General features: G+C 74.6%; 8 protein-coding genes. 4 read left to right on the forward strand and 4 right to left on the reverse strand.

The genetic code is table 11. From position 1 onward, the window contains the following. Nucleotides 1-70: 70 nt before the first annotated feature. A complete protein-coding gene (locus tag OG896_RS02875) occupies nt 71-1120 on the forward strand; it encodes a LacI family DNA-binding transcriptional regulator (protein WP_329373635.1) in 1050 nt (349 codons plus the stop codon). Nucleotides 1121-1250: 130 nt separating this feature from the next. Here OG896_RS02875 and OG896_RS02880 read toward each other — a convergent pair whose 3' ends face one another. Beyond that, nucleotides 1251-2150, reverse strand: coding sequence for a LysR family transcriptional regulator (locus tag OG896_RS02880; protein WP_329362072.1), 900 nt, complete (start codon nt 2148-2150; stop codon nt 1251-1253). A 122-nt stretch (nt 2151-2272) separates the two neighbouring features. Between OG896_RS02880 and OG896_RS02885 the strand changes: the two genes are divergently transcribed. Beyond that, the gene (locus OG896_RS02885; RefSeq protein WP_329362074.1) at nt 2273-3361 is read left to right on the forward strand and encodes an alcohol dehydrogenase catalytic domain-containing protein; all 1089 of its coding nucleotides are present in this window, start codon (nt 2273-2275) and stop codon (nt 3359-3361) included. A gap of 42 nt (nt 3362-3403) precedes the next feature. Here the strand turns inward: OG896_RS02885 and OG896_RS02890 are convergent, their stop codons facing one another. From OG896_RS02890 to OG896_RS02900, 3 genes are all read right to left on the reverse strand, one after another. Further along, nucleotides 3404-4618 (reverse strand): FHA domain-containing serine/threonine-protein kinase, encoded by a 1215-nt coding sequence (locus OG896_RS02890; RefSeq protein WP_329362076.1) that lies wholly within the window; start codon nt 4616-4618, stop codon nt 3404-3406. Nucleotides 4619-4620: 2 nt separating this feature from the next. Continuing rightward, nucleotides 4621-8214, reverse strand: coding sequence for a WD40 repeat domain-containing serine/threonine protein kinase (locus OG896_RS02895; RefSeq protein ID WP_329362078.1), 3594 nt, complete (start codon nt 8212-8214; stop codon nt 4621-4623). 516 nt (nt 8215-8730) lie between these two features. Further along, on the reverse strand, nt 8731-12945 hold the full coding sequence (locus tag OG896_RS02900; RefSeq protein ID WP_329362080.1) for a hypothetical protein: 4215 nt from the start codon (nt 12943-12945) through the stop codon (nt 8731-8733). Between the two features lie 196 nt (nt 12946-13141). Here OG896_RS02900 and OG896_RS02905 point away from each other — a divergent pair, with 196 nt between their 5' ends. Further along, nucleotides 13142-14173: a helix-turn-helix domain-containing protein gene (locus OG896_RS02905; protein ID WP_329362082.1), complete on the forward strand. Its 1032-nt coding sequence runs from the start codon at nt 13142-13144 to the stop codon at nt 14171-14173. A 219-nt stretch (nt 14174-14392) separates the two neighbouring features. Next, a complete protein-coding gene (locus OG896_RS02910; RefSeq protein WP_329362083.1) occupies nt 14393-16975 on the forward strand; it encodes an outer membrane protein assembly factor BamB family protein in 2583 nt (860 codons plus the stop codon). Nucleotides 16976-17135: the final 160 nt, after the last annotated feature.

Genomic DNA, 17135 nt, shown 5'->3' on the forward strand with positions numbered 1-17135 from the left:
CACCAGAGAGTGTCAACATGTGTGAAACACATTGGTTATCAGCGCGAGTGAGGGTGGGGCCTTGAGTGGTGTGACGATCTACCAGGTGGCGGCGGAAGCGGGCGTCTCGCCGAGCACCGTCTCGAACCTCCTCAACGGGCGGCACGCCAAGATGCAGCCGGAGACCCGGGAGCGGGTGGAGTCCGCGATACGGAAGCTCGGCTACCGCCCGAACCGGGCCGCGCGGCAACTGCGCACCGGGCGGGTGCAGACGGTCGGCCTGATCGTGCCGTCGGTGGCCAACCCCTTCTGGGGGACCTTCGCCCGGCACTTCGAGGCGGCGGCGCTCGCCGACGGGTTCTACGTGCTGCTCTGCAACAGCGAGCGCGATCCGGTCCGCGAGCGCGGCTACGTCGAGGAGTTGTGGGACGACGGCATCGGCGGGGTGGTGCTCTGCTCCTCGCTGCCTTCGCTCGACCACCTGCGCCCGGTCGTCGAACGCGGCCTGGCGCTGGTCGCGTTCGACCGCACCGCGCAGCCGGGCGACCCGTCGACCGTGGTGAACGTCGGCACCGACAACGTGCTCGGCGCGCAGATGTCCGGCAGCCATCTGATCGAACTCGGCCACCGCCGCTTCGGGTTCGTCTCCGGCTCCATCGGCAGCGTCAACCGCTCCGAGCGGTACCGCGGCTTCCGGCAGGCACTGGAGGCGGCCGGGCTGCCGGAGGACGCCATCACCGTCTCCTCGGCCGCCGCCACCGCGAACTTCGACGACCGCGACTCCGCGGAGATGGGCCGTACCGCGGCCCGCGAACTCCTGGACGGGGAGCATCCGCCCACCGCGATCGTCGCCATCAACGACGTCTGCGCGCTGGGCGTCTGCGCGGGGGTGCGCGACGCCGGCCTCGAAGTCGGCCGGGACGTCTCGGTCGTGGGGTACGACGACATCATGCTGGCGCAGATGGCCATGCCCGGGCTGACCACGGTCCGCCAGCCGATCGCCGAGATGGCCACGGGCGCCTTCGCGAAGCTGCGCGAGCAGACCGAGGCCGAGACGGCCACCGCCGGCCACTCGGTGCTGCACCGGCCCGAACTCGTCGTCCGCGGCTCGACCGGCCCGGCCCCCGCGTCGCGGTCCTGACAGCGGGGCGCGGGCCCTGACGGCGAGGCCCTGACCGCGCGGGCGGCCGGGCGCCCCACCGGAAGGCGGCGCCACCGGTGCGCCGTGCGCCGCCGGGTCGAAGGGCCGTCACCCGCCGGTCGGAGGTCCGTCACCCGCCGGTCGAAGCCGCCATGACCGCGCGGGTGACAGCCTCGACCGCGGGGGTGGGGCGGCCGGGAAGGCGGGCCAGCAGCACCCGGCGGATCTCGGGCGGCGCGCCCTCGACACGCAGCAGGATCACACCCGGGGGCAGCGCCGCCGAGGACCGGGAGGGCACCGTCGTCACGCCGAACCCCCGTGCGACGAGCCGGAGTTTGGTCAGCCAGTCGGCCGCGTGGTGGGCTACGCGGGCCCGCCCGGGCAGGCCCGGCCAGACCCCGAGCAGCGGCTGCGCGGACGAGGAGGGGGTGGCGATCCAGGCGGCGTCCACGAGTTCGTCGACGTGCACCGCGGTGCGGCCGGCGAACTTCCCGTCCGACGCCGCCGCGACGGCCAGTTCGGTGTCCTCGACGGTCTCCAGGCGCAGGCGCGGCGACTCGCCGTCCGACGGCCTGTGCGGCGGGCGGGAGGTCAGCAGGGCCAGGTCCGTCGAGCCGGCGCGCAGCGCCCGGATCAGGGCGGGCGTGCTGCCCTCGCTCGTCGTCACGGTGATCCGCGGGTGGGCCGAGAGCCGGTCGAGCACGTCGGGCAGGACGGCCCAGCCCGCGCTGGGGAACGTGCCCAGCCGCACCACCTCGGTCCGCGAGCCGGCGCCGGCGAGTTCGCGCTCGGCGTCCGCGACGGAGTCCAGGATGGTCCGGGCGTGGCGCAGCAGGACGAGTCCTGCGGGAGTCAGCCGCACCCCGTCCGCGTGGCGCTCGAACAAGGCGGCGTTCGCGTTCCGTTCGAGGGCGGCCGCCTGGCGCGAGACGGCCGACTGCGTGTAGCCGAGGTGGGCCGCGGCGGCGGTGAAGCTGCCGGACTCCGCGATCTGCCGCAGGACCCGCAGGCCCGCACTGGAGATGTCCATGCGCACCAGGCATACCACGCATGCTCGATCGTCGCTTCCCGCATGACCGCCCCGGTCGTAGCGTCGATACCGGAAACGCGGAGGAAAGACCCGGAATCACGGACGAAAGACGAGGTCATCACGTGCGAGCAGCGGTTCTCACGGAGTTCGGCGCGCCGCTCACGGTGCGGGAGGTGCCCGCCCCCGAGGCGGGCGGCGGTGAGGTGGTGGTCGACGTGCTGGCCGCCTGCGTGCCTCCGTACACCGCCGAGGTCTTCAGCGGCGAGCGCAACTACCCGCTGGTCCCTCCCGTCGTGCCCGGTGTCGGCGGTGTGGGCCGGGTGGTCCACGTCGGGCCGGACGCCACCCGGCTGCGGGCCGGCGACCTGGTGTGGTGCGACTCGACCGTGCGCTCCCGGGACGACGCCCTGGCCCCCGACATCACGTTGCAGGGCTGGAGTTCCCGTGGCGACGGCGGCGCGCGGCTCGCCGAGCACCTGCACGACGGTTCGTTCGCCGAGTCGATGCGGGTGCCGACCGAGAACGTCTTCCCGCTGCCGGCGGCGGCGCGGTCCGATCCGGCCCGCTGGGCCGCGCTCACCGTGCACGCCATCCCCTACGGCGGGCTGCTGGCCGGCGGGCTCGAAGCCGGTGAGACGCTGCTCGTCAGCGGGGCCACCGGGAACCTCGGCAGCAGCGCGGTCGCGGTCGCCCTGGCGATGGGGGCGGGCCGGGTGGTGGCACCGGGCCGGAACCAGGCCGCACTCGACCTGCTCGCCGACCGGTTCGGCCCGCGCGTGCGACCGGTCCGGTTGACCGGGGACGAGGCCGCCGACCGTGCGGCGATGTCCGCGGCAGCCGGCGGCCCGGTCGACATGGTGATCGACCTGCTGCCGCCGCGCGCGCCCGGCTCCGTGACGCGCACCGCCGCCATGACCGTACGGGAGAACGGCCGCGTCGTCCTGATGGGCGGCGTCGGCATGCTCGGCGGCGAGGACCTCGCGCTCCCGTACCGGTGGATCATGCGCAACTCGATCACCGTGCGCGGGCAGTGGATGTATCCGCGCTCCGCGAACGTGGGCATCGTCCGGCTGCTCGCGTCGGGCGCGCTCGACCTCGCCCCCGAACGCGTCCGGTCCTTCGGGCTCGACGCGGTCAACGACGCCGTCGCGTACGCCGCGGCGCACCCGGGACCGTTCGACCGCACGGTCCTCGTCCCGCCGGCCGGCTGACCGCCGTTACGGCAGACGGCAGACGGCAGACGGCGGGCCCGCTCACAGCGTCCGTCGCAACGCCGAGGCCAGCTCGGACGCCGAGGACGGTGCCGTGCCGCCGGACTCGTCGAGGGTGGTGTCGATCAGCTCGGCGAGCCCGCGTGGCAGCGACGGCACGCGGGTGCGCACCGGCACCGGCGGCTCCCACAGCACGATCTCGGCGGGGTCCACGTCCGGGGGGAAGTCGCGTGGCGTGTGGCCGGTCAGCATCCAGTACAGGCAGGCCGCGGTCGCCCACAGGTCGACGTCGGGCCGGGAGTACTTGTAGTCGAGCAGCTGGCGGCGCGGCATGAAGGCGATGCTGCCGCCGACCGCACCGGTGTGGGTGCGCCCGGACAGGCCGGCGTAGTCGAACGCCTTCGCCAGGCCGAAGTCCGCGACCTTCAGCACCGGTTGCCGGCCGGGACCGTCCAGCAGCAGGTTCTGCGGCTTGATGTCACGATGCACCACTCCGCGCGCGACCGCCGCCCCGCCGTCGGCGCGGCGTACCGTGACCTCGGCCTCGTGGGCGTACGCGAGCCCCTCCAGGGCCTGGAGCGCCAGGGGGACGGCCGTCTCGACGGGGAGCCGGCCACCGCTGCGCCGCACCAGGTCGGCGACGCTGCCGCCGGCGCAGTACTCGCACAGCAGCCAGAACACGCCGTCGCGCGCGGCGCTGTCGTGGAAGCGGACGATGTGCGGATGGCGCAGCGCCTTCGTGCAGTCGAGTTCCCGGCGGAACGCCTCGCGCGCGGCCGGGTCGACGTGGCCCTGCGGGATCAGCGACTTCACGGCGACGAGCCTGCGGGAGCGTGCGTGCCGGGCCAGTTCGACCACGCCCTGCCCGCCTCTTCCCAGCTCCCGCAGGACGCGCAGTCCGGGCGGCAGGTCGGTGCGGACGTCGGGGCGCAGCACCACCCGCACGGTCGTGCCGCCCGCGCGCAGCTCGTCCCCGTCCGCCAACTCCCGTGCGCCGGCGGCCTCGTCGATCCGCTCGCCGTTGACGTGGGTGCCGTTGCGGCTGCCCAGGTCGCGCACGAAGGCGTGTGGCGGCCGGACCTCGACCAGGCAGTGCCGGCGGGACACCTTGTGCTGCTCGGCGGCGATCCGGATACGCGCGTCCCGGCCGCGCCCGAGCAGGCAGTCGGCGCGCTCGGTGAACACGTGCTCGTCGGTGAGTTCGGCCCCGTCGCCGGTCCGCCCGGTGGTGACGACGAGCACCGCGGTCCACGGCACGGTCACTCCCCGTCCGCGGGTGCGAGGGTGAAGTCCCAGGCCAGCTCCCACACCCGCAGGTTCGACCCCAGGTCCGTGGTGGCGAGCAGGGCGCCGTCCCGGCTCAGCTCGATCCCGTCGACGGCGGCCTCGTGGCCCTCCAGCGTCCGCAGGCAGCGTCCCGAACGCAGGTCGTACACCTGGACCAGCCCGTCCCAGCCGCCGGTGATCGCGAACGCGCCGTCGGCGCTGAGGGTGAAGGAGTAGGGCATACCGCAGGGCAGCGAGTGGAGCACCCGGCCGGTCGCGGTCTCCCACACCTGTACCGCGCCGCGGCCCGGGGAGGCGGCCAGCCTGCCGTCGGCGCTGAAGGCGCCGGCCGTCTGGCCGGTCGCGAACGCGCCGCCGCCCCGGACCGAGTACCGCAGCGACCCGCTCGCCACGTCGATCGCCGTGGTCATCAGGCCGGCGGAGAGGAACAGGGTCCGCCCGTCCGGGCTGAAGTCCAACTCCTCGTTGCTCGATCGGGACGGCAGGGTCCAGGCGGGGCGGTCCGCGTCCAGCGGCCACAGATGGACCTCGTGCTCGTCCGAGGGCCCGAACGAGGTGTCCGCGGCCGGCCGGGTCAGGCCGTGCGTGGCGGCGAACCTGCCGTCGGGGCTGAGCGCCACCGCGCCCACCCTCCCGCCGTGCGCCTGGAACTCGCGCAGGACGGTGCAGCCGGGCAGGTCGCGCAGGCGCACCGTGCCGCCCGCGTCGCCGATGAGTATCCGGTCGCCCGCGGGGTTCAGCGCGAACGTGCTGATCCGGCCGAACTCGTCGGTGAGCAGGTACTTGCCGCCGTCCTCCAGGCTCAGCAGCCGGATGGTGCCCGTGTTGGTCAGGACCGCCAGTACTCGCCCGTCGAGGGCGAACCGGATGTCCTTGGCGTGGCCGCCCTCACCGTGGTCGAAGGTGTGCAGCCGCTCCCCGGCCCCGACGTCCCAGACATCCACCTCGCCGCTCCACCGCCCGGTGGCCAGCAGGATTCCGTCATGGTCGAGCGCGGTGGTGGCGGGCTGGGTGAACTGCCGGTGCCCGTTGTACGCGTACAGCCCCCAGGCGCCGACCAGACCTGCCCTGCGGCCGTGCGCGCCCACCCTGGCCCACTGCTGGCGCACCTCGGGATGGCGGGCGAAGCCGGGCACCTGCTGTGCGGCGCGCAGCGTCTCGGCGGCGGGCGCGTAGCGGGCCGCGTCCGCGAGGTCGCGGGCACGTGCGATCAGCTCGCGGAACGTCTCTTCCGCGGTGGTGAGTTCACCGGCCGGCCTCGGGCGGGCGTAGCACCACGGCGCACGGTAGCCGGTGCCGGGCAGCGAGCGCAGTACGACCGTGGAGCGGCCGCCGAGCACGGCCATCCGCCCGTTCGCCACCAGCGCCGCGCAGTTCACCGAGCGCGCGGCGGACGGCACCTCCCGGTCGAGGGTGCGCAGGCAGCGGCCGGTGGTCGGGGCCCATGCCTGGATCGGCACCCCGGCGTCGCCGGCGGTCAGGAGGGTGGGGCCGGCCGAGGCGACCGCCATGGACCTGATGTGCCGCAACCGGTGCGGCACTTCGCTCACCACCTCGCCACGGCGGGCGTCCCACACCGTGAGCGGCCCGTCCCACCAGGCGACCACGGCACAGCGGGCGTCCGGGGAGATGCCCACCACGTCCAACCCGTGGGCCCGCACGTCCCTGCCGTGCAAAGTCCCCCGGACCGGACCGACCAGGGTGGCCAGCAGCCGCGGCCCGGCCATGTTCCAGGTGCGGACGGTGCCGTCCCGGCCGGAGTCGTCGAAGGACGCGGACACGGCGCGGCTGCCGGTACGGCTCAGCGCGAGCGAGGTGACCGGGCCGTCGTGCGCCCGCACGATGGTGGCTCCGGCACTCATCCGATCCGGTCCCCAGAGCCAGATGGTGCCGTCCTGGTGTCCCACGGCCACGTGGCGGCCTTCGCCGCTGACCGCCAGCGCGCGGACGGCGGAGTGCTCGTCCTGCAACAGGATGCGCCGGCGGCCCCGGGCCAGGTCCCAGATCTCGACGGCACCGTCCGCGCGGGCCACCGCTGCCCGGGTGCCCGCCGTGTCCACGGCGAGGTGCACGACGGCCGGCCCGTTCCGGGCCAGGGTGCGCCGCGCGCGCCTTCGGTGCCGCTCGCCGGGCACCGACACCACCAGCCGGCCCGCGCGGTCACCGGACAGCACGAGGCGGCCGTCGGCGGTGACGGCGACCGCCGACACCTCCTCGGTGTGGCCGTCGAGGTCGGTGCGGACCGGCGGCGGCCGGCGCGCCAGCTCGGCCAGCGCCGCCGCGGCGTCCGCCGAGTCCGGGTCCGCGGCGGCCGCCTCGCGCAGCAACTCCCCGGCCCGCTCGTCCTCGTGGCGCTCCAGCTCCAGGCAGCCGAGCAGGAGGGCGCCGAGGCCGGCCGGGGCGCCGGCGACGCGGGCCGCCGCCAGGTCGGAGGCCGCCTGCTCGCCGGTGGCGTGGCCCGAACGCCAGCGGTGCAGGCCGAAGTTGTACAGCGTCGGGAGATGGTTCGGGTCGGCGCCCGACGCCTGTCGCCACAGTGCCTCGGCCTCCTCGGCCCTGCCCAGGTCCAGCAGCGAGAGCGCCTGGTTGGACAGGCCGTCCGACAGCAGGCGCACCGGCCTGGGCGCGGGCCGCGGATGGGCGGTGCCGAGAGCCGCGCGGTACACCTCGCCGAGCGTCGCCGCGATCTCGTCGAAGCCGGACGGCCGGGCCGCCGGGTCCTCGGCGAAGCACCGGCTCAGCAACTCGCCGACCCCGGCGGGCATCTGAGGCACCCGGGCGTCCTCGGCGCCGCCGCCCCGCAGGAACGTCGCCAGCGCTTCCCCGGCGACCTGTCCACGGGCGGTGAGGCGGCGTCCGGCGAACATCTCCAGGACGCTCACCGCCCAGGACCACACGTCGGTCGCCGCGGTCAGCCGGGCCGCGCCGCGCCCCGCGCCCGCCGCCGCCTGTTCCGGGGAGCAGTAGGCGGGTGTCATCCCGGCGTACGTCGCGGTCAGCGGGTCGCCGGCCGGGGGCTCCGCCGCCTCCGGCCGGTTCGCCGCCGGTCCCCCGGCCAGGCCGAAGTCGGTGACCTTCGCCGTGCCGTCCGCCTGGAGCATCACGTTCGCCGGTTTGACGTCCTGATGGACCAGCCCGCTGTCGTGTGCGTGCGCCAGCCCCCAGGCCATCTGCACGGCGATGTCCAGGACGCGGCCGAGCGCGGCCCGGTGGCCGCCCTCGTACAGCCCGCCGCCGCGTACGGCCTGCGCCAGGCTGCCGCCGTCGACCCACTCGGCGAACACCCGGGGCAGCCCGTCGATGGTGCGCACGTACACGCAGTTGACGGTGTGCGGATGGAGCCCGAGTCCGACCCAGGTGCCCGCCTCGTTCTCGAACCGCCGCCGGTCGTCCGGCGTCCGCACCCGGTCGGGGCGCGGGGTCTTCACGGCGAGGTCCACCTGCCAGTCGCGGTGCCGGACCCGGTGCACCAGGCCCATCCCGCCGTCGCGCACCACGTCGAGGACCTCGTACAGCCCGAGGACGGTGTCGCCGGGCGCCCAGATACGGGCGGGTCCGCGTGCCACGGCGGCCTCAGCCGGCGAGGCCGGGTGGCGACGGCGGCGGGGCGGCCCCCGCGTCGCCGACGTGAAGGCAGTAGCGCAGCGGCATCCGGCCGACCCTCCCCCGATATGACGTCAACTCACCGACGTCAGGTTAGTGCCGTGGCCGGAAAGGTTTGCCCGGTTCGCGGAGTCCGGTGCGATGCGTCGCAGGGCGGAGGATCGTCCTCGTACCGGGCGTACTCGGACGACTGCGACAACGCGGCGAGGTGCCGTGCCGGGCGCCGCGAACCGGTGCACCTTTCCGGTCACGGCACGAGCGGCCGGCAGTTTCACGCTTTGCGTCGCCGGCGCACGCGGAAGGCCGGTGCCCGGGGGTCTGCCCTGGGCACCGGCCTGAGTGACCGGCCGGATCGGCCTGGTGGGCCGGGCCGGCCGGTTCCGCCGCGATCGGCCGCCGTCGGCCGCGATCGGCCGCCGTCGGCCGTGATCGGCCGCCGTCAGCTGCGATCGGCCGCCGTCAGCTGCGATCGGCCGCGATCAGTAGCTGAACTGCTGGATCTGCTGGTCGTACGCCCCGAAGGTCCACCCCGTCCGCGTCGACGGGTCGAGCTGGATGGCGTCGGCGGGCGAGGCGTGTCCGCCGAGCGTGAAGCCGGTGAGCGTACGCAGCACCTTGCCCGTGGTCAGGTCCACCACGACCAGCCGGCCACTCGCGTTGTTGTCCGGGACCCACATGCCCGCCCCGAAGTACGCGGTGCCGGCGGGCGAGGAGTAGGAGACGACGGCGATCTTGTGGGTGCCGTCGACCGCGAGCGCGGCCGGCTTGCCCAGTCGCACCGTCACCGATTCGCCGGCGGTGGCTCCGGTGGTCTCGTCGGTGCCGGAGATGACGCCGGTGGGCACGATGTTCACGCTGATCGCGGTGGCGAACAGGTTGTAGAGCGTGCCGTTTCCGTCGGAGGCGATGCCGTGGCTGCACGCCGAGGTGCTGCCGGCCGCGGTCACCGTGCGGGCGGCCAGGTCGACACGGGCGACGGTGGCGCTGCCCAGGCAGTTGAACGGCCCGGCCGGGCGGGCCAGGAACACCGCCCCGGTGGAGGTGTCGACGGTCAGCAGCCCGTACGACCCGACGAGCACGCCGGGCAGGTCGGCGGGGATGGGCGCCGCCGCCGTCCCGGTGGACAGGTCGACCGGCAGCACCAGGTCGGCGCTGTCGGCGCCGTGCAGCAGCAGGGCGCCGCGGCCGTGCGCGGCGTCCACCCGGCCGGTGACGTAGGTGTCCTCGGCGGCGGGCAGCACGGTGGAGCCCACGAGCGTGCCGGACGCGGTGTCCCACGTCTCGACCCGCAGGTCGCCGCCCGGTGCGGAGCGGTGCACGAGCAGCACGCGGTCGGTCGTGGCGCCCACCACCTGGTAGGTGGAACCGGCCGCGGTGTCGGCGGTGATGACGGCCCCGTAGCGGCCGGTCGCCGTCGCGTAGTGCCGCACCTCGGTGCCGCCGGACGCGGTGGTGAGGGCCACCACCGAGTGGTCGCCGTCGGCCGCGAAGCCGCTCACCGACGAGCCGTCGGGGGCGAGTCCGTCGTCGAAGGCGAGCGAGGACAGCGGGGACGCCTGGCCGACCACGTGTCCGGCGCGGTCCAGCGCGAGGACCCGCACCCCGTAGCCGTCGGAGCTGCCCAGGCCGAGCGCGGACGCGTCCAGCCGGACCGTCCCGGACGTACCGGGCAGCACCCGGTGCGCGGCCGAGGGGGTGTCCACGCCGTCGTCGTCGAGCCCGGTGCCGTTGGCGTTGGTGAACGTGTTCACCGAGCCGAACGCGGTGGGCGCCGGCGCGGAGAACTCCAGCTCCGCGCTGTGCGCGCCCGGCACCGTACGCACGTCGTAGCGCACGTCGAACCGCGGTGCGGCGCGGGTGGGTTCGGCCGTGTGGCCGGCCGCGCCGCCGGCCGCGGACAGCAGCGGGGCGTCGGGGCGCTGGGCCGCGGTGGCGCCCGCGACCCGGATCGGGGCGAACTCGCCGTACCCGGTGAGCTGCGGGTTGCCGCCGTAGCCGAACTGCGCGATGCCGATCCCGTAGATGCCGCCGCCGTCGTCGAACGCGGACGCCGGGATGGTGACGGTGCCCTTGTCCGCGGTCAGCTCCTGGTGCCACGCGGCGGTGAACAGCGGGGCGAGCTGCGGGTTCCAGTGGCCCGCGGTGGAGACGACCAGCTGCGGGCTGGAGGTCTTCGCCACCCCGGTCAGGTCGTAGGAGACGGTCACCGCGTGCCCGGCGGCGACCACGGCGGGCGCGGTGGGAGCGGCCGCCTCGGCGTAACGCCCGTCGCTCGGGCCGACGGTGAGCGTACGCTGCCGGCTCGCGACGGTGCGGCCGCCGCTGACCACCGCGTAGGTGACGGTGACCTGCCGATCCGTTCCGGAGACCACCGGCAACCCCGCGGCGGCCAGCAGCCGGCTCGGCGTCACCCGGATCGCGGGCGAGTCGGAGCGCAGGACGGTGTGGCCGACGGTGAGGGTGTACGACGTCCGGCCGCCGGTCAGGCCGGTCACGTCGCCGGCGAAGGTGATCGGGCCGACCAGGCCCTCGCCGTCGCCGCCCGAGGCCATGTCGCCCAGGTCGATCCGGTCCTGGTCGGTGCCCTCCAGGAAGGTGCCGCCCAGGCCGCCTTGGGTGACCCGGTGCGCGACCGACAGCCGCACCAGTGCCGGGCGGGCCGGCGCCTTGCGGCCCAGCGCCCGCTCGGCGGCGGCGGTCACGTCGATCTGCGGGCCGACGTGCAGCGTGCGGTCGATCTGCGGCGGCGTCGGCACCGCGCGGCCGGTCTGCTCCAGCAGGTCGCGGACCTGCTGCGGGCTCAGCTCGCGGCCGTCGAGCCGGCCGGCCTGAAGCACCACGGCGGCCGCCGCGGCGATCTCCGGGGCGGAGGCCGAAGTGCCGCCGTTGAGCGAGACGTTCACGTCCTGCGCGGAGCCGCCCGCGGCGTGCGAGAAGGCGAGGATGTTGTCGCTGGGCGCCGACAGGTCGACCCGGCTGCCGAAGCCTGAGGAGAAGCTGCCGAAGCCGCTGAGCCGGGTCTCGGCGGTGGTGGCCGGGCCGCTGGTGCCCTGCGCGAGCGTGTCGTCGAGCGTGCTGCCGCCGGCGGCTATGGCGCCGGTGTCGGGCACCCGGGTGGGCGTGGTCGACAGCGCGTCGTCGTCGATGGTGGTCGCCGGCGAGTGGCCCGGCGCGGTGTCGGTCGGGGTGCTGCCGCCGTCCGGGCCGACCGCGGCCGGGGTGTAGAGCCGGGTGCCGTCGTTGGAGGAGATCGACACCACGATGTGGTCGCGCTGCACGATCGACGCGACGACCGAGCGGATCACCGGGTCGTCCTCCAGGTAACGGCCGGGCAGTCCCTGGGAGTCGGTGCCGAAGCCGAGGCTCGCGGTGATCACGTCCGGCTTGGGCGACTGGTCGGCCGCGGCCAGCAGCGCCCCGGCGATACGGTCGGTGGTCGGCTGCTCGGGCACCACCAGCCGGTAGTTCGCGCCCGGTGCGATGCCGAGCAGGTCGGTGTAGCCGCTGCCGGTCGCGCCGTCGCGCTGCTGGTCGTGCGGCAGCGGCGCCATCACCCCGAAGTCGAGCATGACCTCGTCGAGGGAGGGGTCCTGCTGCTCGGTGGAGGCGGCGCCGTCCAGGCCGCCGGAGTCCTTGGCGACGTACGCCGGGATCAGAGGCATCGACGGCAGGTCGAGGTAGCGCTGCCCGTGCTGGAGGACGGTGGTCGGGCCGTTGCCCTGGACGTACGTGTCGCCGGCGTCGGCCATCGACTGGTCGGTGAGGTCGCCGATCGACACGTTGGTGATGGTCTCGCCGGCGCCGGGCTGCTGGCCGAACTCGCCGCCCAGCAGGGAGTAGGCGCCGACCGCGTCGACGCCGCCGGCGTCGAGGAACGCCTGCGCGGAGTCGGCGAGGGTGTCGTTGGCGGGGAGGGAGGCGGTGCCGGAGGTGCCGGGCATGCCGGGCGTGCCGGGCTTGCCGGGGGTGGCCTTCGCGGCGGGGGTGTGCGCCGCCGTGCCGGGCGCGGTCGCCCCCTTCGGGAGCTGCTGCGCGCCGCTGTTCATGGTGTTGACGTAGCGGTCGGGTTCGGCCGCGACCACGCCGGGGCTCTTCGCCAACTCCCGTGCCACGGCTGCCGCGTCCTTCCCGGAGGTGCGCAGCACATAGGTCCGGCCGAGGTCGGGTGCGGCGGTGCCCAGCCGGCTGCGGGCGGCACCGGTCAGCGTCTCGGCGGCGGACTCGGACACGCCGGGCAGCAGCGGGCTCAGTGACTGCGCGCCGACCGACTTCAGCCGCGTGTCGAGCGCGGAGTTGCTGGTGTCGGGCCGGCGCGCGGCGATCCGGGTGCCGGGCACGCCGCTCCCGGTCACCGAGGTCGCGGCGTCCAGGGTCACCAACACCTGTCCCGGCACGACGCCTTGGCGCTGGGGCGGGGGCGGGGTCGGTGCGGCGGCCTTGCCGAGCGGGGACAGGGCCGGGGCGGGCAGGTCGGTGGAGGGGGTCGCCGAGGAGGCGGTCGAGGTGGTCGAGGCGGTCGAAGTGGTCGAGCCGGATGCGTCCGGCGCGGCCGGCGCGGAGAACGCCTGAGGGTGCGGGGTCGCCGCTGACACCGTTGTCGGAGCGGCCACGGCGGTGGCGACGGCCGCGACGACCGCCACCACGGCGGCACGTGCGCGGCCGGGCGCGCTGCCCGGCAGGTTGGAGCGGTGCATGGAACACCTTCCGACGGAGGGAGTGCGAGTGCGGGCGCACAGGGAAGGAACGGGCGGCGCTTCCGGGGCTGCGTCGACACGGGAACGACACCCTGTGCGGTGGAAGATGCCAACTGCGGTGGATCATGCGCAAGATGTTCACGTTGGCCTGGTTGTGCCAGGTGGCTGCGGGCCGCCACACGAGTACGGAGAAACCATGAAACTTGACGTCCTGGGGCTCGGTGCGGAAACAGAGCGCGTCTACACGGCGCTGGTCGGCCTTCCCCGGTCCAGCGCCTCGGAGCTGGCCGAGGCGTCCGGCGGCAGCACCGCCGCCGTCGCGAAGGTGCTCGCGGCGCTGGTCGCCAAGGGCCTCGCGATCCGGGCGGGCGGCAGGCCGCCGCGCTTCACCGCCGCCCCGCCGGACGTCGCGGTCACCGCGCTGATCCAGGAACGCCAGCGCCGGCTCGACGCGGCGCGCACGCTGGTGCAGCGCCTCGCGGAGACGCACCGCGAGGCGCTGCGCATCAACGACCCTGACATCGCGGTGGAGTTGCTCACCCACCGTGACGACATCAGCGCGGCCGCCGGACGGCTGATCAACGAGGCGGAGCGCGAGGTGCGGGCGTTCGACCTGCCGCCGTACATCGACCGGCCGGGCAGCAACCTCCAGCACCAGTTGCGGCGGCAGCGCATCGGGGTGGCGCACCGGGTGATCTACTCGCGTGACGCGGTGGCGTGGCCGGGCCGGCTGCTCGACGACATCCTGCCGAGCGTGCAGGCCGGTGAACAGGCGCGGGTGCGCGGCGAGTTGCCGTTGAAGCTCGTCATACGCGACGACGTGGCGGCGCTCATCCCGTTCAGCCTGTCGGCCGGCGGTCACTCCGCGGCGTACCTGGTCCACCCGTCCCCGATCCTGGCGGCGCTGGAGGCGCTGTTCGAGGCGGAGTGGGACCGGGCGGTGCCGCTCGGCACGGGCGGGCCGGGGCTGTCGCAGGGGGCCGCGGGGGCGCCGGGGGCCGCGGGGGCCGGGTCCGCCGGGTCCGCCGGGTCGTCGGCTGCGCCGAGCGAGGAGACCAGGACCCTGCTCATGCTCCTCACCTCCGGGCTGACCGACGCCGCGATCGCCAGAACCCAGGGGTGGAGCCCGCGCACCACGCAGCGGCGCATCCAGGCCCTGATGACCGCCCTCGGCGCGACCACCCGCTTCCAGGCCGCCCTGGCCGCCGCCCGCCGCGGCTGGGTGTGACGGTGTGACCTCGCGCCGCCCCACCGCACCCCCGCACGACCAAAGACCTTGCGCACAGGGCGCCTTGCTTCGTCCACCGCACCCCCGCGCCCACCCATTGCATAACCAAAAGATAACGGGTCTAGTCCAGATTTCAGAGGTTGTTCACGTGCCGGTTCGCCGCTCCTCGCGGGGCCTACGCCGGTGCGGCCGAGGGTGGGGGCCATGTGCAACCACGACATGAGCCGACGTACGTTGATGGGCGCGGGCGCCGCCGCGGCCGCCGCGCTCACCTTGGACATCTCCCCGGCGCTGAGCGGGTCGGCAGCCGCCGACTCCGGCGCCACCGCGACGGTTTCGGGGGTGGTGTACCTGGACCGCAGGAAGAACGGGACGGCGGGCCACGGCAACCCCGGCATCGCGGGGGTCGCCGTCAGCGACGGGGTGCAGACCGTCCTGACCGACCGCGACGGGGCGTACCACCTGAGTGTGGACCCGGGCCGCCGCGCGCAGACCATCGTCTTCGTCTGCGTGCCCGACGGCTACACCGCGCCGCTCGACCAGTACCGCGTTCCCCGCTTCTACCGCCGGGTCGGCGCCCTGAGCGCCGGTTCCCAGGCGACCGCCGACTTCGGCCTCGACCGCGACCACGCCGCCGGCGGCAGCGCGTTCACCTTCACCCAGATCTCCGACACCCATGTGAACACCATCGACATCCCCGAGCCGCCGAGCGACGACAAGGGTGCCGCGATCGGCCGGATCAGCCGCTACCTGGAGCAGATCGGCGCGTTGACGGCCGCTCCCGCGTTCATCCTGAACACCGGCGACCTGTCCTTCGACGGCGCGGACGGGATGTTCCAGGGGCTGCTGGCCGCGTTGAAGAACTCGCCGCTGCCGGTGTGGCCGGTCGTCGGCAACCACGACCACGGTGGCGGCGGCTCGTTGGGCACCGACCGCTACCGCTCCTACCTGGGCCCGGAGTGGTACTCCTTCGACTACCGCGGCTGCCACTTCGTCGTGCTGGAGAACAACGGCGGCTTCGGCGTCGCCGAGCAACTCGCCTGGCTCCAGCAGGATCTGAAGCTGCACGCGCGGGACGCCAAGGGCCGGATGAAGAAGCTGATCGTGGCCACCCACGAGCCCTGGGACACCCCCGCGGCCGGCGGCTCCGCCGTCCAACTCCAGGCGTACCTTGACGCGCTGGCCCCCTACGGACCGCGCACGCTGCTCAACGGCCACAGCCACGCGAACTACGTCTCCGAGCGCATCGCGCCCAACACGGTTCAGTACAACACCAGTTCGTCGAACTACAACGACGACCAGAGCCCGATGGGCTACCGCGAGTTCGCGGTCAGCAGCAAGGGGGTCAGGAGCACCTTCCGGCCCTACGACTACGAGCGCCGCACCGCGTTCCTCAACCCCCTGCCCGGGCAGACCGTCGCCCGCACGCGCACCGACTTCCAGGTCAACGTGTTCGACACCTCGGCCGAGATCGAGTGGGTCCGCTTCCGCGTCGACGACCGCGGCGGCTGGAACGACCTGAAGCGCACCGGCCTGTTCACCTGGTCCGCCCCCTGGAACACCAGGCAGCTCGGCCTCGGGCGGCACACCGCGCGACTGCGCGTCCACGCCCGCGGCAACACCGCCTGGAGCGCGGAGACCACGTTCACCGTCACCGCCGCGCCCGCCGCGGTCCCCGCCGTCGCCAACCGGCCCGAGTTGCAGCAGTTCCACGGCGGCCCCGCCCACACCGGCATCGCCGCCGGCCGGGTCGGCCCCGAGCTGGACCTCCTGTGGAGCCACCGCTCCGGCGCCGCCACCGTCATGAGCTCCCCGGTCATCGCCTCCGGCGTGGCCTACTGGGGCACTTGGGACAACGACGCCGAAGCCGGCAACGGCCTGATCGCCGTCGACACCGCCACCGGCGGGCAGTTGTGGCGCTTCCCCACCCGCTCCCAGATCCAGGGCACCCCCGCGGTCAGCGCCGACACCGTCTACGCCACCGAGGTGTACGGCCTGCTGCACGCGGTCGACGCCCGTACCGGAAAGCAGCGTTGGAGCCTGATGCTGCCCGGCGTCAACGCCACCCTCGGCGGCTGGGCGTACACCTCCCCCACCGTCGTGGACACCACCGTGTACGCCATCGGCTACGGGGCGACCCCCCAGTGCAGCGCCATCGACGCCCTCAGCGGCCGCGTCCTGTGGTCGGCGCCCCTGGACGGCGGCTGGTGGAACAGCACCGCCCCCACCGTGGTCGGCGACAAGGTCTACATCAACTCCAACCCCTCCGAACTCGTCATCCTGGACCGGGCCACCGGTACCCGCCTCGCGGCCTCCAGCCAGCTCGGCGCCCTGACCCACTCCACGCCCGCCGTCGACGGCGACACCGCGTACGCGGGCGCGTTCGGCAACATCCTGGTCGCCCGGGACGCCACCACCGCCGCCGAGAAGTGGCGCTTCACCTCCACCGGCCCCTCCGTGCACGAGGCCGCGCAGATGGGCTCCTCCCCGGCGGTCGACGGCAGCACGGTCTACGTCGGGTTCACCGACGGCCGGGTCACCGCCGTCGACAAGGCCACCGGCGGCCAGAAGTGGAGCGTGATGACCGGCGCCGCGATCGTCTCCTCCCCGACCGTCGCCGGCGACCTGGTGTGGATCGGCTCCATGGACGGCTTCCTCTACGCCTTCGACAAGGCCACCGGCGCCAAGCGCGCCGCCGTCGACATCGGCGCCCCCGTCGACGGCACCCCCGCCGTCGCCGACCACCTCCTCCTCGTCACCGCCTACGACGGCAACCTCTACGCCCTCACCACCCGGCGCTGACCCAATCGCCCGCTGCGGCAGCCGGTGGACGGCCGGGTTGCCCCGGACACCGGCCGGCTGCCGCACCGCGCGCGGGAGTCCCCCCGCGACCCCGCCCCCACCGGCCCCGTCGGCGGGCACACTGGCTGTGGTTCCAACTGCCGCTCGCCGTATGGGGGGA

This window comes from Streptomyces sp. NBC_00669 (assembly GCF_036226785.1).
Lineage (GTDB): Bacteria > Actinomycetota > Actinomycetes > Streptomycetales > Streptomycetaceae > Actinacidiphila.